This is a genomic window from Kitasatospora kazusensis (assembly GCF_039529945.1).
GTDB classification, from domain to species: Bacteria; Actinomycetota; Actinomycetes; order Streptomycetales; family Streptomycetaceae; genus Kitasatospora; species Kitasatospora kazusensis.
Window position 1 is genome coordinate 33,128 of the sequence record NZ_BAAANT010000029.1, and the last position, 18,674, is coordinate 51,801.

Genomic DNA, 18,674 nt, shown 5'->3' on the forward strand with positions numbered 1-18,674 from the left:
CATGGAGCCGTCCTCGAACCTGCCTGGAGGGGCCGCGGCGGCCCCGGGGCCCGACCGTGAAGCCAGGAATCCTTGAGCCCGCGCCGGTACCCCTGTCCCAGTGCCGCGGATCGACCCGTCACTGTTCATGAGTTCATGAGGGGACGCACATGTATGACGTGAACATCCCTGTGTTGATCGTGGGAGCAGGGCCTGTCGGGCTCTCCACCGCCCTCTTCAGCGGGCGCCACGGGATCCGCACCATGGTGCTGGAGAAGCGCGACGGGACGTCGCTGCTGCCGCGCGCCCCGGGCCTCCAGGCACGCACCCTGGAGCTGTTCCGTGCCGCCGGCATCCACGCCGACATCCGGGCGCTGGAGATGGGCGACTCCCACCCCTACTTCGAGGGCGGGATCATCCAGGTCGACACCTTCGCCGGCATCGACGACGCGGTCGTCCTGGAGTCGCCCTCGCTGGACGGGCCGACGGTCAGCCCCGAGCGGGTGATGGGCTGCGGGCAGGACCGGTACGAGAAGGTGCTGCGGCAGAAGGCCGCCGAGTTCGGCTCGGACGTCCGCTTCGGCACCCGCCTGATCGAGTTCACCCAGGACGAGGACGGCGTCACCGCCGTCGCCGAGGAGAACGCCACCGGACGGCGGTTCACCATCCGGGCCGACTACCTGGTGGGGGCCGACGGCGCGAACAGCAGCGTCCGCAGGCACCTGGGCGTGGAGCGGGAGGGGCGCGGGACGGTCTTCAACGCGCTCAGCATCTACTTCAAGGCGCCCGAGCTGGAGACCGTGCTCAAGGGCCGCAAGTTCATCCTCTGCTACGCCAACGTCAACGGCACCCTGATGGGCCTGTCCCGGCTGCACGGCTGCGACCCGTACCTGGCCGCCCCCATCTACTACCCCGAGCGCGGCGAGAAGCCGGAGGACTTCACCGACGAGCGCTGCGTCGAGATCGTCCGCACCGCGGCCGGCAAGGCCGACCTGGCGGTCGAGGTGGTCGACAAGGTGCCGTGGCAGGGCGCCCAGCTGGTCGCCGAGCGGTTCCGCACCCAGCGGGTCTTCCTGGCCGGCGACGCCGCCCACCTGCACCCGCCGGCGGGCGGGTTCGGCGCCAACACCGGCATCCACGACGCCCACAACCTGGCCTGGAAGCTCGCCGCCGTGCTCAAGGGCTGGGCGGGCGACCCGCTGCTCGACACCTACCACGACGAGCGCCACGCGGTCGGCTCCGCGATGGCGGCCCAGGCGATGGTCCGCAACCGGATCCGGCACGGCCACGCGACCGACGCCGACCGGGCCGAGATGGTGGACGACATCATCATCACGCTCGGGTACCGCTACACCTCCACCTCGATCAGCAGCGAGGGCACCGGCCCGGTGCTCACCCCCGAGTTGGAGCTCACCGGCGAGCCCGGCACCCGGGCGCCGCACGTCTGGCTGGAGCGCGGCGGCGAGACCCTCTCCACCATCGACCTGTTCTGGGACTCGTACGTGCTGCTCACGGACGAGGCCGGGTCCCCCTGGGCCGAGGCGGCCACCAGGGCCGCCGAGCGGCTCGGGGTCCCGCTGCGGGTACACCGGGTGGGCCCGCAGAGCGAGCTCAGGCCGCAGGACCGCGACTGGGCACAGGCGTACGGCCTCACTGCGGGCGGGGCGGTGCTGGTGCGTCCGGACGCCTTCGTCAGCTGGCGCGCCGCCGGCCCCGCCGCCGACGCCGATGCCGACGGGGTGCTCCTCGACGCGCTCGGCCGGTCCGCGGGGCTGGCCCGCGAGGCGGCCGTGACCGGCTGAACCCGCTGACGCCGAAGGGCGGCCCGCTCCGATCCGGAGCGGGCCGCCCTTCGGCTTGCGGCGGGCGGTGCGGTGGCGCAGTGGTGCGGTGGTGCCGGCGGTCAGAGCGCGGCGTCCGCCAGCAGGCCGACCTGCTTGAGGTCCGCCGTGCAGGGCAGCAGGATCAGCTCGTCGCACCCCGCGTCCGCGTACGCCTGGACGGCGTCGCGGATCTGCGCGGGCTCGACCAGCACGCCGGAGGCCGTCCGCTCGGCCTTGGGGCCGACGAACGAGTAGTATCCGCGCAGGTAGTCGCCGGCCACCCGGGCGGCGTCCGGGCCCAGGTGGGCGTAGAGGATCGCCACCATCCGCGGCCGGTCGGTGCGGCCCTCCTCGGTCCAGACCCGCCGGGCCTGCCGGACCTGCTCGGCGTAGGCCGTGACGGAGTTGCCCCCCGCGATCCAGCCGGTGCCGAACCGGGCCGAGCGCCGCATCGCCTGCGCCGAGTGGCCGCCCACCAGCAGCGGCACGCCCGCCGGGTGCAGCGGCGCGGGACCGATCCCGGGGACCCGGCCGCCGCCCGCCCAGATCTCCCGCAGCTCGGCGAGCAGCGCGTCCAGCCGCGCCCCCCGGTCGTGGTAGCCGGTACCGGTCGCCGCGAAGTCGTCCTCGCGGCCGCCGGCCGCCACCCCGAGCACCAGGCGGCCGCCGGAGATGGCGTCAATGGTCGCCGCCTGCTTGGCGAGCAGCGCGGTGTCGCCGCGGTAGCCGGCGATCAGGATGGTGGTCACCAGCCTGATCCGCTCGGTGACGGCCGCCGCCGCCGCGAGCGAGACCAGCGGCTCGAAGTTGTCGTACACCAGCCGGTCCAGGACACCGAGGCTGCGGAACCCGCACTCCTCGGCGCGCCGCGCCCACTGCGGCAGCTGCGGTCCGGCCTTGTCCGGGACGGTGGTGGGCAGGCCTACTCCGATCTCCAAGGCTCTCTCCTTCGTCGGTCTCGTCACATCACGTGGATTCGGTGGATCCGGTCCGGTGTCAGCGGACGGCGCGTGCGGTCAGCTCTTCGAGCGCGGCCACCAGCCGGGCGGGCTCGGGCCGCTCCAGGTTCAGCGCGGCCAGCCGCCGGGCCGCCGCGCGCTCGCGGCCGGAGTCCAGCAGCCGCCGCACCTCGGCGCGCAGCTGCGCCGGGCCGGCCTCGTCGCGGCTGAGCACCTCGCCGGCCCCGCAGGCCAGCACCCGGGCCGAGTGGCCCGCGTGGTCCGGCAGTTGGGGCACCAACAGCAGCGGCACACCGGCCTGAAGGGCGGTCAGCACGGTGCCGGCGCCACCGTGCGAGACCACCAGGTCCGCCTCGGCGAGCAGCAGGTGCAGCGGCGCGTCCACGGTGACGGTGACGTCCCCGGGGAGGTCGCCGAGCAGCGGGAGCTGCGCGGCGGAGACCGCCAGCACCACCTCGGCGTCCGCCTCGCGCGCGGCCAGCGCGGCCTGCGGGGCGAGGAAGTGCGCCGGGGACAGCTTGGCCATGGTGTGCCCCCAGGTCACCACCACCCGGCGGCCGCCGGGCCGCCGGGCCGGCGGCTCCGGGAGCGCTCCGGCCCCGGGGCCGTTGTACGGGACGTACCGCATCGGCAGCCGCCGGTAGTCGGTCGGCACCTGGAACTCGTCCGGGCACGGGTCCACCGTGAGCGCGCCGAACGGGTCGAAGGCGTCCACCCCGTTGCGCTCGGCCAGCGGCGCGAGCACCCCGGGCAGCACCCCCCGCGCGCGCAGCAGCAGATCGGTGCCGTACAGCAGCCGTACGGCGGGCACGCCCGCCGCCGCCGCCGCGATCGGCCCGGCCAGTGCGGTGGGCTCGTACACCACCAGGTCGGCCCGCCAGTCGCGGGCCAGTGCGGTGAGGTCGTCCACCATGGAGTCCGCGTGGGCGTGGAACATCCGCATGGCGCGCGGGCCCCGGCCCTCGGGCCCGGCCGGGGTGACCGGTGCCGGGACGGCCCGGGACGGCAGCAGGTAGCCGCGCACCAGGCCGGCCGCGTCCACGTCGTGCCCGGTCCGGGCCGCCGGCAGGCCGGTCCGGACGATGTCGTCGTACAGGCCGGGCTGGCTCGCGATCAGCACCTCGTGTCCGGCGGCACGGCAGGCCCAGGCCAGCGGCACCAGCGCGTACAGGTGCGAAGGCCAGGCCCAGGTCGTGAAGAGCACCCGCATGGACCGCCTCACTCTCCTTGAGAACCAATGGTTCGGCTGAGACCGGCCCACCGGTACACGGTGGGCGGCGGTCCGATGGCCCGAAAGGTCTCCCAGCCGGCTATCAGACCGATCGCGGCGGACTCGAACCGGCTGCTCCGGGCGCTGGTCGAGCTGCCGTCCAGGCGTTCCCGAGACGGTCGCGGGACGGTGGCGGGACGGTGGCGGCGGATCCACCCGGCAGCAGGCAGAAGGAGAAGCAGATGGATCAGGGACTGCTCGGCAAGCGCGTCCTCGTCACGGGCGGCACCCGGGGCATCGGACGGGTGACGGCGCTCGCGTTCGCCCGCGCCGGGGCCCGGGTGGCGGTGTGCTCGCGGTCCGGCGGGGCCGACGCCGACAGCCTCGCCCTGGAGCTGAAGGAGACCGGCGAGGGGCACCTGGTCCTGCGGGCCGACGTCACCGGCGCGGCGGGGGCGGCCGACCTGGCCGACCGGGTCCGGGAGTCCTTCGGCGGGCTGGACGTGCTGGTCAACAACGTCGGGGTGGACGGCCAGGCCTGGTTCGGCGAGCTGGCCGAGAGCGAGTGGCACCGGGTGGTCGACCACAACGTCACCTCGGCCTTCCTGGTCACCCAGGCCGTCCTGGACGTGCTCGCCGACGGCGCCTCCGTGGTCAACGTGGGCTCCTCCGTCGCGCTGCGCGGCCGCGTCCGGGGGGTGCACTACACCGCGTCCAAGGCCGCCCTGATCGGCCTGACCCGGGCGCTCTGCAAGGAGCTCGGCCCGCGCGCGATCCGGGTCAACACGGTGGCCCCCGGCCTCACCGAGACCGAGCCCGGCACCGGGCTGCCGCCCGAGGCGGTCGAGCGGATCGTCGGGATGACCGCGCTGGGGCGGATCTGCCGGCCGGAGGACGTGGCCGGCGCGGTGCTGTTCCTGGCCGGGGACACCTCCGCGTACATCAGCGGCGTGACGCTGAACGTGGACGGCGGCGTGTGAGGACGGGCGCGGCGGCAGGCCCCCGGCCCGGCGGCCGGGGGCCTGCCGCAGGTCAGCCCGCGGGCGCCGGCCGCAGGTCGTGGACGGTCCGGTTCACCGTCATCTGCCCGCCGGCCCGCAGCGGCCGGAGCCTGCGGCGGTGCTCCACGTGCTCCGCGCTCAGCTCGAACTCCCGGAAGCTCGCCTCGTCCGCCCAGTCGGTGAGCACGTGGTAGACGTGGCTCCCGTCCTCCTCCACGGACCGCAGCAGCACCTGCCCCCGGTTGGCGGGGCGGCCCGCGATGAGCCTGCCGATCTCCAGCCAGACGGCCTCGAACTCCTCCTCCCGGCCCGGGACGATGTCCATCCGCAGGATCACCCGGACCGGACCTCCGTACGCCGCCATCCGCTCGCCCGCCATCGCCTCGCCCGCCTCTCGCTCGCCGACCGCCGGGCCACCCGGCCCGGACGGGCCCAGCGTGACCGGGCCCGCTCGAATCCCGGTCAATGGGGCCCGCCTTGAGCGGTACCCGATCCCCGGGGCCGATCCTCCGGGCACGTACCCGCCGCCGGCGCCACCGTCGGCACTGCCCAGCAGAGGAGAACGGGATGACCGAGCAGCCGAAGGTCCCGGTACTGGTCGTCGGAGGCAGCCTGGTCGGGCTGTCGACGGCGCTGTTCCTGGCCCGGCAGGGGGTGCCCTGCCTGGTGCTGGAGCAGCGGACCGGCCTGTCCTCGCACCCGCGCACCCGGGGCGTCAACCCGCGCTCGATGGAGCTGCTGCGCGCCGCCGGCCTGGAGGACGAGCTGCGCGCCCTGCCCTCGGCACGGGTGCTGGCCCGCAACAGCGGGCTGCGGCTGGCACAGTCGCTGGCCGGCCCCGAACTGGGGGCCTTCCAGGAGGAGTACTACCGCGAGGTCAGCTCCGACCTGGGCGCGCTCTCGCCCACCAGCTGGTGCCTGTGCCACCAGAACGAACTGGAGGACGTGCTCCGGGTCGCCGCCGCGCGGGCCGGAGCGGCCTTCCGGTTCGGCAGCGAGCTGCTCTCCTTCGACCAGGACGCCGAGGGCGTCACGGCGGTGGTCCGGGACGGTGACGGCTCGGTCGAGCGGCTGCACGGCAGCTACCTGGTCGGCGCCGACGGGGCCCGCAGCGCGGTGCGCCGGCGGCTGGGCGTCGCGTTCGGCGGGACGGGCCAGCTCGGGCGGTTCCTGGCCGTCCACTTCCGCGCGGACCTCACGGCGGAGCTGGGCGACCGGCGGTTCGTCATGTGCTACACCTTCAACTCCCAGGTGCGCGGCGCCCTGATCCCGCTGGACAACGCGCGGGAGTGGCGCCTCGACGTGATCCTCGACCCGACGGCGACGGGGGACGTCGGCGCCGACTACCCCGCCGAGCGCTGCGTCGAGCTGGTCCGGGCGGCCGCCGGCGTCCCCGGGCTGGACGTGGAGATCCTCGGCACCGTCCCGTGGGAGGCCGCCGCCAAGGTCGCGGACGGCTTCCGGTCCGGGCGGGTGTTCCTGGCAGGTGACGCCGCCCACGTGATGCCGCCGAGCGGGGCCTTCGGCTCCAACGCCGGTGTCCAGGACGCCCACAACCTGGCCTGGAAGCTCGCCGCCGTCCTCGCCGGACACGCCGGGCCCGGCCTGCTCGACAGCTACGATGCCGAACGCAGGCCGGTCTGCGCGGCCACCGTGCGCCAGGCCGTGCTGCGCCAGCAGGACCGGCCGCGCGGCGGCGAGCGCAGCGGGCGGCGCGGTCTGCCGCCGGGCATGGTCGAGGACTCCACCCTGTGGTTCGGCTGGCAGTACCACTCCGCCGGGCCGGCCGGCCCGGCGGACGGGTCCGAGGTCTGGACCACGGACCCGCGCGGCCTGCCCGGCACCCGGGCCCCGCACGTCCAGCTGCTGCGGGACGGCACCGAGTGCTCCACCCTGGACCTCTTCGGGGACGCGCCGGTCCTGCTCACCGGCGCGGCGCCGGGCCGCTGGCCCGCCGCCGCCGAGGCGGCCGCGCACGTGCTGGCCGTCCCGCTCGTGGTGCACGGCATCGGCGGCCGGGGGGAGTTGGACGACCCGAGCGGCACCTGGGCGAAGACGTACGGCGTGACCGAAGCGGGCGCCGTGCTGGTGCGCCCGGACGGGGTGGTCGCCTGGCGGGCCGCGGACGCGCTCCAGGACGCCCCGCAGGCCCTGCGGGAGGCGCTGGCCCGGATGCTCGCCCGCTGACCGGCGGCACACCGAGGGCGCGGGGACCGTCCGGTCCCCGCGCCCTCGGCACCCGGCCGGCCCGCGGCTCAGACGTGCTCGATCAGCACCGCGGCGTCCTGGTCGCCGTCCCCCGCCTCGACCACACCGGCGAACGCGGCCCGTACGGTGTCCAGCACCGGCATCGCGACCCGCACGGCCTCGGCGTCGGCGACCGCCAGCCGCAGGTCCTTCTCCATCAGCGCGGCCCGGAAGAAGGCCGGCCGGTAGCTGCCCTTGCGCATCAACTCGGCGCGGAAGCGCATCACCTGGGAGCTGAAGCCGCTCCCCGCGATGGTGGCCAGCAGCTGGTCCCGGTCGAGCCCGGCCCGCTCCCCGTAGGTCACCGCCTCCGCGAGCGAGGCGACCTGGGCCCCCAGCAGCAGGTTGAGGATCAGTTTGGCGGTGGCCGCCGCACCCGGCGCGCCGAACAGCACCAGCTCGGAGCCGATGGCCTCCAGCACCGGCCGGACGGCCTCGATGTCCTGCTCGTCCCCGGCCGCGAAGACCCGCAGCTGACCCTCCCTGGCCTGGAGCGGGTTGCCCACCACGCAGGCCTCCACCCGGCGCAGGCCCGCCGCGGCCAGCCGGGCGGCGGCCTCGCGCGCGTAGCCCGGCGAGACGGTGGAGGTGTCGACCACCGTGCTCCCGGGCTCCAGCACCGGCACCAGCTCGCCGAACAGCACCTGCTCGACGGCGGCTTCGTCGCTGAGGCTGAGCAGCACGGTCCGGACCCCGGCGGCCGCGAGCGCCGGCGAACCCGCCACGACGGCGCCTTCGGCGGCCAGCGGCTCGGCCCGGGCGGCCGTCCGGTTGTGGACGGTCAGTTCGAAACCCGAACGGAGCAGGCGGTGCGCCATGCCTCCGCCCATGCTGCCGAGTCCGATGAACGCCAGTCTGGTCTGGCTCATGGTGCCGCCTTCCTTCGCGTGTGTTCGTTCCTGACGTCGTCAAGGGGCTGTTCCCGGCGCCGGGGGGTGCGCCGGGAACAGCTGTCTTCCGGGGCCCTGCCCGGTCCGGGGTCGCGTGGGGGTCTCCCGTCCGGCGGGTCTCACACCCGGTGGGCCTGCTGGGCGGCGCCGGTCAGTACGCCGCGTCGACCTGGTAGACCGCGAACGGCGTGCCCGCCCGGTCGTCCCGGTAGGGGCGCAGCGGCGCGGTGTCCGCCCGGTGCCCGTCACCGCGCTCCCAGCTCTCGAAGGCCGCCATGCTCTCCCAGCGGCTGACCACCACCAGCGAGGACGGGTCGTGGGGCTGGCGCAGCAGCTCGTTGCCCAGCATCCCGGGCACGACCGCCAGCCGCCCGCTCACCTGGTGGTAGGCCGCCCGGACGGCGGCCAGTTCGGCCTCGTCCCGGGCGACCTGGTAGACCAGCACCCGCACCTCAGACATCGGCCGCCGCCTGCCCGGGGATGTGCGCGAGGAGCTCCATGGTGTGGAAGGACCCGCCGCTGCGGTAGGGGTGCAGCCGGGCGCGGTGCTCCAGGTGCGCGGGGCTGTCCTCGAAGGCCCGGAAGCGCGGCTCGTCCAGCCAGTCGCTGACGATCCAGTAGGTGCCCTCCTGCGCGGTGTCCTTGGAGAGCCACTGGCCGAGGTTGGCGGGGTGGCCGGTGACCGCTTCGGTGCCCTGCCGCCACTCCTCGACGAACGCGGCCTCGGCGTCCGGCTTGATCTCCATCCGGAGCATGACCCGGAACGTCATCAGGAGATCCCCCCGTCCACACTGACGGTGGACCCGGTGACGTAGCGGGAGAGGTCGCTGGCCAGCCAGAGGATCGCGCCGGCCACCTCGTCCGGGGTGCCGAGCCGGCCCAGGGCCGTCTTGGCGCTGTACCGCTCGATCATCAGCTTCCGCTGCTCCTCGGGCAGCTGGTGCAGGTTCTCGGTCTCCACCACGCCGAGCGCGACCACGTTGAACCGGATGCCCTTGCCGCCGAACTCCTTGGCCAGCGACCGGCTGAGACCCACCAGCGCCGCCTTGGAGGCGGTGTAGTGCGAGCGCAGCGGAATTCCGGCGTCGACCGCCTTGGAGCCGATGCTGACCACCGAGGACTCCGAGTGGAGCAGCGGCAGGGCGCGCTGGATGACCAGGTGCGCGGCGGTGACGTTGGTGGTCAGCACCCGCTGGAACTCGTCCAACGGCAGCTCGGCGTACGGGACGTGGCTGATCGCCCCGGCGTTGTTGACCACCAGGTCGAGCCGGCCGTACTCCTCGCCGGCCCGGGCGACCAGGGCGGCCACCTCGTCCGGCCGGGTCACGTCGGCCCGCAGCACCAGGTGGTGGCCGCCGATCTCCTTCAACTCCCGCTCCAGTGAGCCGACGTAGTCGCTCTCCTGCTGGTAGCAGGTCACGACGTCCACGCCGGCCCGGGCCAGGGCGAGCACGATGCCCCGGCCGACGCCTCGGGTGCCGCCGGTGACGAGGGCCTTCTTGCCCTGCAGGGCCAGGTTCATTGTCTTCCTCCGTAAGGGCGGTCTGATGGGTCGTCGGATGTGTTCCGGCCGGGTCAGAGCAGGGCCGACAGCGCCGCGCAGTTGGCGGCCAGGGCGAGCACGGCGAGCAGGCTGCGGCGCCGGTTCCAGGGGCCCCAGCTGCCGCGCGGGTCGAGGTCGGCGAAGTTCTCCGGCAGGTTGTCCGGGTCGATCGTCCGGATCCACCGGTTGACCGGGACGTTCTTGGTGATCGAGATGGCGACGGTGGCGGCGGCCAGCAGCGCGGCGGCCAGGCAGAGCACCCGGGCGGGGGTCTGCGAGCCGCCGAGGCCGAGCACCAGGTCGCCGGCCAGGGTGCCCAGCAGGCAGATCGGCATGGCCGGGTCGTAGCGGGTGGCGAAGAAGGCGTGGGCGTGGACGTAGCGGTCCGGTGGCAGGGAGGCGAGCAGCGGCCAGCCGCCGAGCTGGGTGCCCAGGAGCACCCCGGCGGCGAGGCCGTTGAGCAGGACCACCAGGGGGGCCAGCAGAGCGGTCACCGTCATTCCTCTCGTTTGGGGCTTCGGGCCGGGCCCGGTCAGGCCAGGCTGCGGGCGCGGTCGGCCGCCTCGACCCGCTCCTTGATCAGCTTCAGCTGGACCAGGGTGTTGCGGTTGAGGTGCCCGGTCATCCCCTCGTCGTCCACCGGGGCCTGCGGCTTCATGTGGAAGTCCTGGATCCAGCGCATCCGGATCCCGCCCTCCTCGGCGACGGTGTACTCCCAGTGGATGTCCATGAACTCGAACGGGCCGGTCTCCACCCGGTGGGCCCGGACGGTGCGGGTCAGCGGATCCGGTGTGCGGCGGGAGACCCAGCTCCACACCACCCCGTTCTCGTCGGGGTGCATGGTCAGCCGGAAGGTGACGGTGGCACCGTCGCGCTCCAGCACCTCGGCACTGGCGTACTCGCTGAACAGGTTCGGCCAGTTCTCCAGGTCGTTGGTGATCTCCCAGACGGTCTCCAGGGGTGCGTCGATGACGATCGAGTTGTCGGTGTGGCCTGCCATGGCGCGTCTTCCTTCCGTCAACGTGCGAGGACCAGAGCTGCGTTGAAGCCGCCGTGGCCGCGCGCGAGCACCAGCGCGCGGCGCAGCGGGGCGCTGCGGGGCGCCTCCCGGACGAGGTCGATGTCGCAGCCCGGGGCGAGCGACTCGACCCCGGCGGTGTGCGGGACGACCCCGTCGCGCAGGGCCAGCAGCGCGGTGGCCACGTCCAGCGGGGCGCCGCCGCCGTACAGGCGGCCGGTGAGCACCTTGGGCGCGGTGACGGGCACCCCGTACGGTCCGAACACCGCGCTGATCGCCCGGGCCTCCGCCAGGTCCTCGGCGGGTGTGCCGGAGCCGTCGGCGAAGACCACGTCGATGTCGCCGGCGGTCAGGCCCGCGTCCGCGAGCGCCTGCCCGATGGTGCGGCGCAGGGCCGGGGGGCGGCCGGAGCCGGGCGCGGGGTCGAAGCCGGCGGCGTAGCCGAGGACGCTGCCGTACGGCTGCGTCACGCCGCGCTCGGCGGCGGAGGCCGCGCTCTCCAGCACCAGGATCGCCCCGCCCTCGCCCGGCAGGTGCCCGGCGGCGGCCCGGTCGAAGGGCAGGTAGGCGCGGGCCGGGTCCGTCCCGGTGGACAGCCTGCCGGTGGAGATCTGCGCGGTCACGCCGTACGGGCAGAGCGAGGCGTCGGTGCCGCCGGTGACCACCAGCCGGGCGCCGCGCCGGGTCAGCCGGCGGGCCTGCCCGATGGCGTCCAGGCCGCCGGCCTGCTCCCCGCACAGCACCCCGCACGGCCCGCGCATCTTGTGCCGGATGGAGAGCTGGCCGGTGGTGGCCGCGTAGAACCAGGCGATCGACTGGTAGGCGCCGACCCACTCCGGCTCGTGCTGGTAGAGCGCGGCCATCTCGTGCTGGCCGAACTCGGTGCCGCCGGAGGAGCTGGCGGTGACGACCGCCATCTCGTACTCGGGCAGCGCGGCCGGATCGACCCGTGCGTCGGCCAGGGCCGCCTCGGAGGCGGCGAGCGCCAGGTGGGTCCAGTGGTCGGTCTGCGGGACCAGCCGGCTGGGCACCGCATCGTCCGCGCTGAACCCGCTCACCTCGCCGGCCAGGGTCACCGGGTAGGGGGTGGGGTCGAACCGGGTGATCCGGTCGATGCCCGACTTCCCGGCCAGCACCGCGGCCCAGTGGGCCTCGACGCCGATGCCGGTCGGCGCGGTGACGCCGATACCGGTGATCACCGGGGGGCTGTCCTCGGTCGGCATGGTCAACTCCTCTCGTGGGCGACGACTCCGGGCCGGGCGAGCACCATCGCGCTCTGGAATCCGCCGAAGCCGCTGCCGACCGTCAGCACCACGTCCGTCCGGTGCTCGCGGGCGGTCAGCGGGACGTAGTCCAGGTCGCAGTCCGGGTCGGGGTTGTGCAGGTTCGCGGTCGGCGGCACGACCTGCCGGTCCAGGGCCAGCGCGCAGGCCGCCACCTCGATCGAGCCGATGGCGCCCAGCGAGTGGCCGATCATCGACTTGATCGAGCTGACCGGGATGTCGTACGCGTGGCTGCCGAGGCTGCGTTTGAACGCGGCGGTCTCGTGCCGGTCGTTCTGCTTGGTGCCCGAGCCGTGCGCGTTGATGTAGCTCACCGCGGTCGGGTCCAGCCGGGCCTGGTCCAGGGCGACCCGGATGGCCTCCGCCATCTCCCGGCCGTCCGCCTTGAGGCCGGTCATGTGATGGGCGTTGCTGCGCCCGGCGCTGCCGACGATCTCGCCGTAGACGTGGGCGCCGCGGGCCTCGGCCGCCGACTTCTCCTCCAGCACCAGGACGGCGGAGCCCTCGCCCAGCACGAACCCGGCCCGGTCGCGGTCGAACGGGCGCGAGGCGTGCTCGGGGTCGTCGTTGTGGCTGGTGGTGGCCCGGATCGCGTCGAAGCAGGCGGCGCTGATCGGGGAGATCGGCGCGTCGGTGGCACCGGCCAGTGCCACGTCGGCGGTGCCCTCCTCGATCAGCTGGACGGCGTGCGCCACGGCGTCGATCCCCGAGGTGCAGCCGGTGGAGACCAGCGAGACCGGGCCCTCCGCGCCGGCCGCCCAGGCGACCTCCACCGCGAGGGTGGAGGGCACCATGTAGCCGTAGAGGTGCGGGACGCCGTAGGTGTGGTCGACCAGCCAGTCCTTGCCGGAGTCGCTGAGGATCTTGTACTCCTCCTCCAGACCCATGGTGCAGCCGACCGCGCTGCCCAGGCCCACCGCGATCCGCTCGGGGGCGACCGCCGAGAGGTCGACGCCGCTGTCGGCGAGCGCCTCGCGGGCGGACACCACGGCGAACTGCGCGGCCCGGTCCATCCGCCGGATCTCGCGGGCCTCCAGCCCCGCCGCCACCGGGTCGAAGTCCACCTCGGCGGCGACCTGGGAGCGGAACAGGGCGGGGTCGAAGAGGCTGAGCCGGCGGGTCGCCGTCCGGCCCTCCGTCAGCAGCCGCCAGAAGGCCTCCCGGCCGACACCGCCGGGCGCGACCACCCCGATGCCGGTGATCACCGCCCGCCGCCCGGCGGCCGGCCCGGCGGTGCTCATGCCCCGCCGCCTATCTGCGGGTTGGCGGCGTCCGGGTGCTGGGCCGGCTCGGTGTCCACGTGCCCGAGCTCGGGCCGCGGGGCGAGCGGCGACAGGTGGAACGCGCAGTGCGCGGTGACCTCGCCGACGTTCACCAGGCGGTGCCGCACGCCGATCGGCACCAGCAGCGAGTCGCCGGCGGTGAGCCGCACGGCCTGCCCGTCCAGGGTCATCTCCAGGTTGCCGGAGACGACGTGGATGAACTCCTCGGAGTACGGGTGGTAGTGCTCGGTGACGTGGTCGCCCGGCACCAGGCTCATCACGCCGCCGAAGCCGGAGGTGCAGCCGACGGTCTTGGGGCTGAGCGTCACCCGGATGTCGCCGCCGCGCTTGGTGTTGGGCTCGGCCTGGTCGGCGGAGAACTTCACCGTCCGGTTGATGGTGGTGCGGTCGGCGGCGCTCACAGGACCCGCCCCTCGCCCTTGGTCCACACGTAGAAGGGGGTCGCCATGGCGTCCTTGGGTTCCTTCCAGTTCGGGTCGTACGGGTTCACACAGGCGGCGAGCCGGCTGTTGATCTCCTCGTAGAGCGGGTGGCTGCGTGCCTTGTAGAGGTCGGGCGAGATGTCCTGGTCGGCCTCGACCAGGTGGAAGTAGAGGTCGTGGAACCTGAACAGGGTGCGCCGGGCGACGCCGATCAGGTGCGGCAGCTCCGTCGCGTCGGAGTCGCCGAAGATGCCCGCGATGTCATCGGCCTTGCCGGGCTGCAACTTCGCCACGATGAGGGTTCGGTGCACTGCTCGCCTCCTACTGAGTGGGTCCTGCCACCGACAGCAGGACTGTTCCAGCGCGGGCTGGAGATGCACTCAAGAGCCTGTCCAGCAAAGGGACTTGAGAGAAATGCGAGCCTCAGCTGCTGGCATCGGGACACACCGCCGTCCACCACCCAGGAGCGACCCATGCCGTTCGCCGCCATCACGTACGACATCAAGCCGGGCTTCGAGGCCGAACTCACCGAGATCTTCGGCAACTTCCGCCGGGTCCGGTCCGACAAGGTGCGGACCGAGACCGGCGAGGAGGCCGGCCGGATCCTGGCGACCGCCGTCTTCCTGCGCGACGACACCATGGTCCGGGTCATCGAGTACCAGGGCGACCTGGACGCGGTGGCCCGCCACATGGCCTCCCAGCCCGGCGTCCGCGAGGTGGAGGCGAGCCTCAAGCCGTACCTGAGCCGCCCTCGTGACACCGACACCGTCGAGGGGTTCGTGGCCACCTTCCGGCGCAGCCTGTTGAACACCGTCGCCCAGATCTCGGTACGGGACGCGCCGCCGGCCGCCTGAGGCCGACAACGCACCGGCCGGGCCGGCCCCCTGGAGCAGGGGGCCGGCCCGGCCGGTGCGACAGCTCAACCACTCAGTGCCGCAACGCTGTTCAGCAGCAGCGCGGTGGCGGCGAGCGCGGTGCGGAGCAGGTGCCAGCGCCGCCACAGCGGGCGCGGGTCCGTCCAGTCGGCGGGGAGCCGCAGCGGGTCCTCGACGGCCTTCACCCGGCGGTTGATCGGGACGTTGCACAGGTGCGACACCCCGGAGACCCCGAGCAGCAGCACCGCCGCCGCGGCGGCCGGGGCCCGTACGGCGCCCCCGCCCAGCACCGCCCACAGCGCGTCGGCCAGGGTGGAGCCGACCACCACGGCCGGCATGGTCGGGTCCCAGTTCCGGCCGAGCAGCTGGTGGGCGTAGACGTAGGTGCTCGTCGGCATCGCGAAGAGCGCGGGCAGCACGCTCAGCGCGACGGCGAACAGCACGCCTGCGGTGACCCCGCTGCCGAGCAGCGCCAGGATGCCCAGCGCAGCAGTCATGGCGAACCGCCTCTCTGTCGGCGCTCAGGCCCGGGCCGGGTGGGTGTCCACGGTGAGCTGGGCGATCGGACGCATCACGGCGTTGCGGAAGTAGGCGGCGAAGCCCTCGGCGCTGGTGGTGTCCCGCTCCTCGGCCAGGTAGGGGGCGAGCCGCTCCTCCAGCACGTGCACCCCGCGCTGGGCCGCCATGTGCCGGCCGACGGCGGCGAAGTCGCCCTCGTAGTGGATGACCCGGACGAGCACGTCGTCCTTGACGAAGACCCCGGTGCCGAGCAGCCGGCCCGCCGCCGTCCCGTCCGCGGCGGCGTAGTCGGGGGTGTCGACCCGCTGGAAGTCCGCGAAGACCGCGGCGATCTCGTCCTCGTGGCCCGGCTTGACGCGGTAGGTGATCGCTGCGTACGGCATCAGGCGGCCCGCACGCTGAGCTGGGCGTTGATCAGCCGGAGGAGTTCCCCGGGGGTCTCCACCGCGATCACCTCGTCGTCGTCGAGCACGATGCCGCGCTCCCGCTTGAGGACCCCGGTGACCTGGAGCAGCGCCAGCGAGTCGTACTCCAGCATGAAGAACGGGACGTTCGTGACATCGTCCTTGTCCAGGTCGTAGCCCTCGGCGGGCTCGCCGGCACAGGCCCGCAGCTCGTCGGTCAGCTCGGTCAGGGTGAACTCACTCATCGCTTTCCTTCCTCAGGTGGTGACTGGTCGGTCGCACGGTAGTTCGGACGCAAGGCGGTTGGGACACAAGGTGGTTCGGGCGAGCCGGTGGTTCGGGCGGGCCGGTGCCCGGGCCGGCCCGGCTCAGATGGCCCGGAGCAGCCGGCCGGGGGCGCCGGTCCGGGCCAGGTCGAGTCCGGGGTCGGCGTCGAGCAGGGCGCTCTGCAGCTCGCGCAGCTCCGGCGAGGGGTCGAGCCCGAGTTCACGGCTGAGCACGGTGCGCAGCCGCTGGTAGGTCTCCAGCGCGGTGCTGCGGCGTCCCGCCCGGTACAGGGCGAGCATCAGCTGGCCCTGAAGGCCCTCGTGCAGGGGGTGCTGGACACAGAGGCCGGCGAGTTCCCCGACCAGCTCATGGTGGCGCCCGAGCCTCAAGTCGGCCTCGATCCGCCGGCCGAGGATGCTCAGCCGGGACTCCTCCAGGGCGCGCGCCTCCGCCTCCAGCAGCGACCCGCACTGGACGTCCACCAGCGCCGGGCCGCGCCACAGGTCCAGCGCCTGCCGGAAGGTGACGGAGGCTCCCGCGAAGTCCCCGTTGTCCATCGCCCGGTGGCCGCGCCGGCCGAGCAGCTCGAACTCGACGCAGTCCAGGGAGCCGCCCTGGGTGTCCAGCAGGTAGCCGCCGGGCTCGGTGACCAGGACGCTCTTCGAGCCGAACGGCAGGTCGGCGGGCGACTGCCCGCCCAGCGCGGTGGCGATGCAGCCGCGCAGTTGCAGGACGTAGGTCTGCAGGGTGGTCTGGACGCTGCGCGGCGGGTGTTCGCCCCAGACCTCCTCGATCAGCGCCTCCACCGACACCAGCCGGTCCGCGCGGCAGGCCAGCAGGGCCAGTACCTTGCGGGGTTTGCCGGCCGTCGGCACGACGGATACCCCCGACTGGTCGACCCTGAGCGGGCCGAGCAGGCCGATATGCATATCGCCTTCTCCCTTCGAGGTTCGCGTTGTTCGGTTCCGGGCGGTGCCGCCTCCGCGCGCGTGCTCGTGTCCCGGGGGCCGGCCGGCCGACCTGCGTCGGCCGCTGACCTGCGTCGGCCGCTCAGCCGGCCGTTCAGCCGGCCGCTCAGCCGGTCAGCCGACGGCGGCGAGCACGGCGGGCGTGGCGAGCAGTTCGCCGAGCAGACTCGGCAACTCGGCGTCCCGGACGAAGAAGTGGCCGCCCTCCAGGGTGCGGAAGTGGAACGACGAGGTCGTCCAGCGCTCCCACTCGGCGACGGCGGCCGGGGTCGCGACCCGGTCCTCGGCGCCGGCGAACGCCCAGATCGGGCAGGAGAGCGGCGTCACGGCGCCGTCGCGCAGCGCGCGGCCGAGCGTCAGGTCGGCGCGGGTGGTGGCCAGCATCTCCCGCAGCCAGACCGGGCGGGAGAGCAGCTCCTCCGGGACACCGCCGAGGCCGGAGAGCATCCTCAGCAGCTGGTCGTCGCCGAGCGCCGCCGAGGTGATCAGCGGGTTGGGCAGGTGGGGCGCCATACAGGCGCCGACCACCACCCCGACCGGCGGGCGGTGCCCGGAGCTGATCCGGTGCTCGGCGAACCGGTGCGCGACCAGGGCGCCGAGGCTGTGCCCGTAGAAGGCGTAGGAGCCCTGCTCCAGTACCGGCCCCAGGTGCTCGTCCAACTCCCTGAACAGCAGGTCGACATCGGTGATCCGGGCCTCGCCGAGCCTGCTCTCCCGGCCCGGCAGCCGGACCGGCACCACGGAGATCTCCGGGCCCACCCGGGCGGCCCAGCCGGCGAACGCCATCGCCCCGGCACCGGCGTGGTGGAAACAGACGAGCCTGAGCGGCGCCCCGGCCCGCGGCATGGCTGCGAAGTACTGGTTCACTCGGCCTCCTTCGCCCCCATCGGCACCGCCGGACGGCAGTGCCCGACGATGGTGGCCAGCGGCTCTGGAAGAACACTGGATGTGAACTGGAGCATGGATGGACACGTACCACCCGGACGCCGCAGGCCCGCCGGGCCGGAGGTTCAGCCGGCCGGGCGCCCGCGGCGGACCAGCGCACCGCCGACCGGCGCGCCGCAGGCTGGCGCGGCGCGGGGCTCAGCCGACCAGGCGCCCGCCGCGGACCAGCGGCTCGGCGGCCACCAGCCCGTAGTCGTCGACCGGCTCCCCGCGCAGGATGGCGCGCTGGAGCTGCTGCAACTGCCCGGACGGCTCCAGGCCGAGTTCCTCGATCAGGGTCTCGCGCAGCTTCTGGTACACCGTCAGCGCCCGGGGCGCGCGGCCCGCGCGGTAGAGGGCGACGATCAGGTGGGCGTGCAGCGCCTCGTCCATCGGGTGGTGCCCGGTCAGCGCGTACAGCTCGCCGATCAGCTCGTGGTGCCGGCCCAGGCGCAGGTCGGCCCGGATCCGCCGCTCCAGCACCCCGATCCGGGACTCCTCCAGCCGGGTGACCTCGATGCTCAGCTGGTGGCCGTGCCGGACGTCGGCCAGGGCCGGGCCCCGCCACAGCTCGGAGGCCGCGCCCAGGAGTGCGGACGCGGCCTGCAGGTCGCCGATCCCGAAGGCAGAGTGGCCCGCGGCGCTCAGCCGGTCGAACTCGGTGGCGTCCACCGCGGACGGCGGCACCTCCAGCATGTACCCGCCGTGCCGGGTCGCCAGGGCCTGCTCGCCGGCCGACGGCTGCCCGCACTCCAGCGCGGCGGCCCGCAGCTTGCGGCGCAGCTGCAGGATGTACGTCTGCAGGGTGGTGGGGGCGCTGCGCGGCAGCTCCGCTCCCCAGAGTTCCTCCATCAGCTGCGGCACCGAGACGATCCGGTTGGCGTTCAACGCGAGCAGCGCCAGGATCTGGCGCGGTTTGGCGGCCGTCGGGACGATCGACGCACCCGACTCGGCAGCGGCCAGCGGGCCCAACACCTGAATTTCCATCCGAGGACGTCCCCCATCTCTCCGCGAATGCCGGGCTGCGGGACGAGTCCGGTCTCCGAGGATCGTGGCACG

The 18,674-nt window shown here is 74.1% G+C and carries 23 protein-coding genes; 4 read left to right on the forward strand and 19 right to left on the reverse strand.

What is annotated here, in order from left to right; all coding sequences use genetic code 11:
• Positions 1-170: 170 nt before the first annotated feature.
• Positions 171-1,781: an FAD-dependent monooxygenase gene (locus ABD330_RS22330; protein ID WP_344467756.1), complete on the forward strand. Its 1,611-nt coding sequence runs from the start codon at positions 171-173 to the stop codon at positions 1,779-1,781.
• A gap of 101 nt (positions 1,782-1,882) precedes the next feature.
• On the opposite strand, the gene ABD330_RS22335 is transcribed toward ABD330_RS22330, so the two are convergent.
• On the reverse strand, positions 1,883-2,740 hold the full coding sequence (locus ABD330_RS22335) for an LLM class flavin-dependent oxidoreductase (RefSeq protein ID WP_344467706.1): 858 nt from the start codon (positions 2,738-2,740) through the stop codon (positions 1,883-1,885).
• Positions 2,741-2,798: 58 nt separating this feature from the next.
• Positions 2,799-3,971 carry a nucleotide disphospho-sugar-binding domain-containing protein gene (locus ABD330_RS22340; RefSeq protein WP_344467707.1) on the reverse strand — a complete coding sequence of 391 codons (1,173 nt, stop codon included), beginning with the start codon at positions 3,969-3,971 and terminating at the stop codon, positions 2,799-2,801.
• A gap of 242 nt (positions 3,972-4,213) precedes the next feature.
• Between ABD330_RS22340 and ABD330_RS22345 the strand changes: the two genes are divergently transcribed.
• A complete protein-coding gene (locus ABD330_RS22345) occupies positions 4,214-4,951 on the forward strand; it encodes an SDR family NAD(P)-dependent oxidoreductase (RefSeq protein ID WP_344467708.1) in 738 nt (245 codons plus the stop codon).
• Between the two features lie 52 nt (positions 4,952-5,003).
• Here the strand turns inward: ABD330_RS22345 and ABD330_RS22350 are convergent, their stop codons facing one another.
• Positions 5,004-5,438, reverse strand: a complete 435-nt coding sequence (locus tag ABD330_RS22350; RefSeq protein WP_344467709.1) for an antibiotic biosynthesis monooxygenase family protein — start codon at positions 5,436-5,438, stop codon at positions 5,004-5,006.
• 101 nt (positions 5,439-5,539) lie between these two features.
• On the opposite strand from ABD330_RS22350, the gene ABD330_RS22355 reads away from it, so the two are divergent.
• Positions 5,540-7,159, forward strand: a complete 1,620-nt coding sequence (locus ABD330_RS22355; RefSeq protein WP_344467710.1) for an FAD-dependent monooxygenase — start codon at positions 5,540-5,542, stop codon at positions 7,157-7,159.
• 68 nt (positions 7,160-7,227) lie between these two features.
• On the opposite strand, the gene ABD330_RS22360 is transcribed toward ABD330_RS22355, so the two are convergent.
• The 10 genes from ABD330_RS22360 to ABD330_RS22405 all read right to left on the reverse strand — a co-directional run bounded on the left by ABD330_RS22360 (position 7,228) and on the right by ABD330_RS22405 (position 13,969).
• Complete coding sequence (locus tag ABD330_RS22360; protein WP_344467711.1) at positions 7,228-8,088, reverse strand: NAD(P)-dependent oxidoreductase; 861 nt, start codon at positions 8,086-8,088, stop codon at positions 7,228-7,230.
• A 172-nt stretch (positions 8,089-8,260) separates the two neighbouring features.
• On the reverse strand, positions 8,261-8,569 hold the full coding sequence (locus ABD330_RS22365; RefSeq protein WP_344467712.1) for an antibiotic biosynthesis monooxygenase family protein: 309 nt from the start codon (positions 8,567-8,569) through the stop codon (positions 8,261-8,263).
• Entirely contained in the window at positions 8,562-8,879 is a 318-nt protein-coding gene (locus ABD330_RS22370) for an antibiotic biosynthesis monooxygenase family protein (RefSeq protein WP_344467713.1), read from the reverse strand. The genes ABD330_RS22365 and ABD330_RS22370 overlap by 8 nt, the downstream gene beginning before the upstream one ends.
• A complete protein-coding gene (locus ABD330_RS22375; RefSeq protein WP_344467714.1) occupies positions 8,879-9,631 on the reverse strand; it encodes an SDR family NAD(P)-dependent oxidoreductase in 753 nt (250 codons plus the stop codon). The genes ABD330_RS22370 and ABD330_RS22375 overlap by 1 nt, the downstream gene beginning before the upstream one ends.
• A gap of 53 nt (positions 9,632-9,684) precedes the next feature.
• Positions 9,685-10,152, reverse strand: a complete 468-nt coding sequence (locus ABD330_RS22380; RefSeq protein WP_344467715.1) for an anthrone oxygenase family protein — start codon at positions 10,150-10,152, stop codon at positions 9,685-9,687.
• A 32-nt stretch (positions 10,153-10,184) separates the two neighbouring features.
• Entirely contained in the window at positions 10,185-10,652 is a 468-nt protein-coding gene (locus ABD330_RS22385) for an SRPBCC family protein (protein ID WP_344467716.1), read from the reverse strand.
• Positions 10,653-10,669: 17 nt separating this feature from the next.
• Positions 10,670-11,893 carry a ketosynthase chain-length factor gene (locus ABD330_RS22390; protein ID WP_344467717.1) on the reverse strand — a complete coding sequence of 408 codons (1,224 nt, stop codon included), beginning with the start codon at positions 11,891-11,893 and terminating at the stop codon, positions 10,670-10,672.
• A 2-nt stretch (positions 11,894-11,895) separates the two neighbouring features.
• On the reverse strand, positions 11,896-13,194 hold the full coding sequence (locus ABD330_RS22395) for a beta-ketoacyl-[acyl-carrier-protein] synthase family protein (RefSeq protein ID WP_344467718.1): 1,299 nt from the start codon (positions 13,192-13,194) through the stop codon (positions 11,896-11,898).
• The gene (locus ABD330_RS22400) at positions 13,191-13,637 is read right to left on the reverse strand and encodes a cupin domain-containing protein (RefSeq protein ID WP_425555609.1); all 447 of its coding nucleotides are present in this window, start codon (positions 13,635-13,637) and stop codon (positions 13,191-13,193) included. Before ABD330_RS22400 ends, ABD330_RS22395 begins: the two co-directional genes overlap by 4 nt.
• On the reverse strand, positions 13,634-13,969 hold the full coding sequence (locus tag ABD330_RS22405; protein WP_344467719.1) for a TcmI family type II polyketide cyclase: 336 nt from the start codon (positions 13,967-13,969) through the stop codon (positions 13,634-13,636). Before ABD330_RS22405 ends, ABD330_RS22400 begins: the two co-directional genes overlap by 4 nt.
• Before the next feature lie 162 nt (positions 13,970-14,131).
• Between ABD330_RS22405 and ABD330_RS22410 the strand changes: the two genes are divergently transcribed.
• Positions 14,132-14,512 carry a SchA/CurD-like domain-containing protein gene (locus ABD330_RS22410; protein WP_344467720.1) on the forward strand — a complete coding sequence of 127 codons (381 nt, stop codon included), beginning with the start codon at positions 14,132-14,134 and terminating at the stop codon, positions 14,510-14,512.
• A 65-nt stretch (positions 14,513-14,577) separates the two neighbouring features.
• Here the strand turns inward: ABD330_RS22410 and ABD330_RS22415 are convergent, their stop codons facing one another.
• From ABD330_RS22415 to ABD330_RS22440, 6 genes are all read right to left on the reverse strand, one after another.
• Complete coding sequence (locus ABD330_RS22415) at positions 14,578-15,030, reverse strand: anthrone oxygenase family protein (protein WP_344467721.1); 453 nt, start codon at positions 15,028-15,030, stop codon at positions 14,578-14,580.
• Positions 15,031-15,054: 24 nt separating this feature from the next.
• On the reverse strand, positions 15,055-15,435 hold the full coding sequence (locus tag ABD330_RS22420; RefSeq protein ID WP_344467722.1) for a SchA/CurD-like domain-containing protein: 381 nt from the start codon (positions 15,433-15,435) through the stop codon (positions 15,055-15,057).
• Positions 15,435-15,701 carry an acyl carrier protein gene (locus ABD330_RS22425; protein WP_344467724.1) on the reverse strand — a complete coding sequence of 89 codons (267 nt, stop codon included), beginning with the start codon at positions 15,699-15,701 and terminating at the stop codon, positions 15,435-15,437. Before ABD330_RS22425 ends, ABD330_RS22420 begins: the two co-directional genes overlap by 1 nt.
• A gap of 123 nt (positions 15,702-15,824) precedes the next feature.
• Positions 15,825-16,652, reverse strand: coding sequence for an AfsR/SARP family transcriptional regulator (locus tag ABD330_RS22430; RefSeq protein WP_344467725.1), 828 nt, complete (start codon positions 16,650-16,652; stop codon positions 15,825-15,827).
• Positions 16,653-16,805: 153 nt separating this feature from the next.
• Entirely contained in the window at positions 16,806-17,558 is a 753-nt protein-coding gene (locus tag ABD330_RS22435; protein ID WP_344467726.1) for a thioesterase II family protein, read from the reverse strand.
• A 216-nt stretch (positions 17,559-17,774) separates the two neighbouring features.
• Positions 17,775-18,602: an AfsR/SARP family transcriptional regulator gene (locus ABD330_RS22440; RefSeq protein WP_344467727.1), complete on the reverse strand. Its 828-nt coding sequence runs from the start codon at positions 18,600-18,602 to the stop codon at positions 17,775-17,777.
• Between the last annotated feature and the right edge of the window lie 72 nt (positions 18,603-18,674).

Excerpts from the sequence above, each read along its gene's own strand:
- ABD330_RS22340 (WP_344467707.1), bottom strand. The coding sequence starts at position 3,971 with ATGCGGGTGCTCTTCACGACCTGGGCCTGGCCTTCGCACCTGTACGCG.
- ABD330_RS22345 (WP_344467708.1), top strand. The coding sequence starts at position 4,214 with ATGGATCAGGGACTGCTCGGCAAGCGCGTCCTCGTCACGGGCGGCACC.
- ABD330_RS22425 (WP_344467724.1), bottom strand. The coding sequence starts at position 15,701 with ATGAGTGAGTTCACCCTGACCGAGCTGACCGACGAGCTGCGGGCCTGT.
- ABD330_RS22370 (WP_344467713.1), bottom strand. The coding sequence starts at position 8,879 with ATGACGTTCCGGGTCATGCTCCGGATGGAGATCAAGCCGGACGCCGAG.
- ABD330_RS22385 (WP_344467716.1), bottom strand. The coding sequence starts at position 10,652 with ATGGCAGGCCACACCGACAACTCGATCGTCATCGACGCACCCCTGGAG.
- ABD330_RS22380 (WP_344467715.1), bottom strand. The coding sequence starts at position 10,152 with ATGACGGTGACCGCTCTGCTGGCCCCCCTGGTGGTCCTGCTCAACGGC.
- ABD330_RS22360 (WP_344467711.1), bottom strand. The coding sequence starts at position 8,088 with ATGAGCCAGACCAGACTGGCGTTCATCGGACTCGGCAGCATGGGCGGA.
- ABD330_RS22355 (WP_344467710.1), top strand. The coding sequence starts at position 5,540 with ATGACCGAGCAGCCGAAGGTCCCGGTACTGGTCGTCGGAGGCAGCCTG.
- ABD330_RS22395 (WP_344467718.1), bottom strand. The coding sequence starts at position 13,194 with ATGAGCACCGCCGGGCCGGCCGCCGGGCGGCGGGCGGTGATCACCGGC.
- ABD330_RS22440 (WP_344467727.1), bottom strand. The coding sequence starts at position 18,602 with ATGGAAATTCAGGTGTTGGGCCCGCTGGCCGCTGCCGAGTCGGGTGCG.
- ABD330_RS22415 (WP_344467721.1), bottom strand. The coding sequence starts at position 15,030 with ATGACTGCTGCGCTGGGCATCCTGGCGCTGCTCGGCAGCGGGGTCACC.
- ABD330_RS22365 (WP_344467712.1), bottom strand. The coding sequence starts at position 8,569 with ATGTCTGAGGTGCGGGTGCTGGTCTACCAGGTCGCCCGGGACGAGGCC.
- ABD330_RS22420 (WP_344467722.1), bottom strand. The coding sequence starts at position 15,435 with ATGCCGTACGCAGCGATCACCTACCGCGTCAAGCCGGGCCACGAGGAC.
- ABD330_RS22410 (WP_344467720.1), top strand. The coding sequence starts at position 14,132 with ATGCCGTTCGCCGCCATCACGTACGACATCAAGCCGGGCTTCGAGGCC.
- ABD330_RS22375 (WP_344467714.1), bottom strand. The coding sequence starts at position 9,631 with ATGAACCTGGCCCTGCAGGGCAAGAAGGCCCTCGTCACCGGCGGCACC.
- ABD330_RS22430 (WP_344467725.1), bottom strand. The coding sequence starts at position 16,652 with ATGCATATCGGCCTGCTCGGCCCGCTCAGGGTCGACCAGTCGGGGGTA.
- ABD330_RS22390 (WP_344467717.1), bottom strand. The coding sequence starts at position 11,893 with ATGCCGACCGAGGACAGCCCCCCGGTGATCACCGGTATCGGCGTCACC.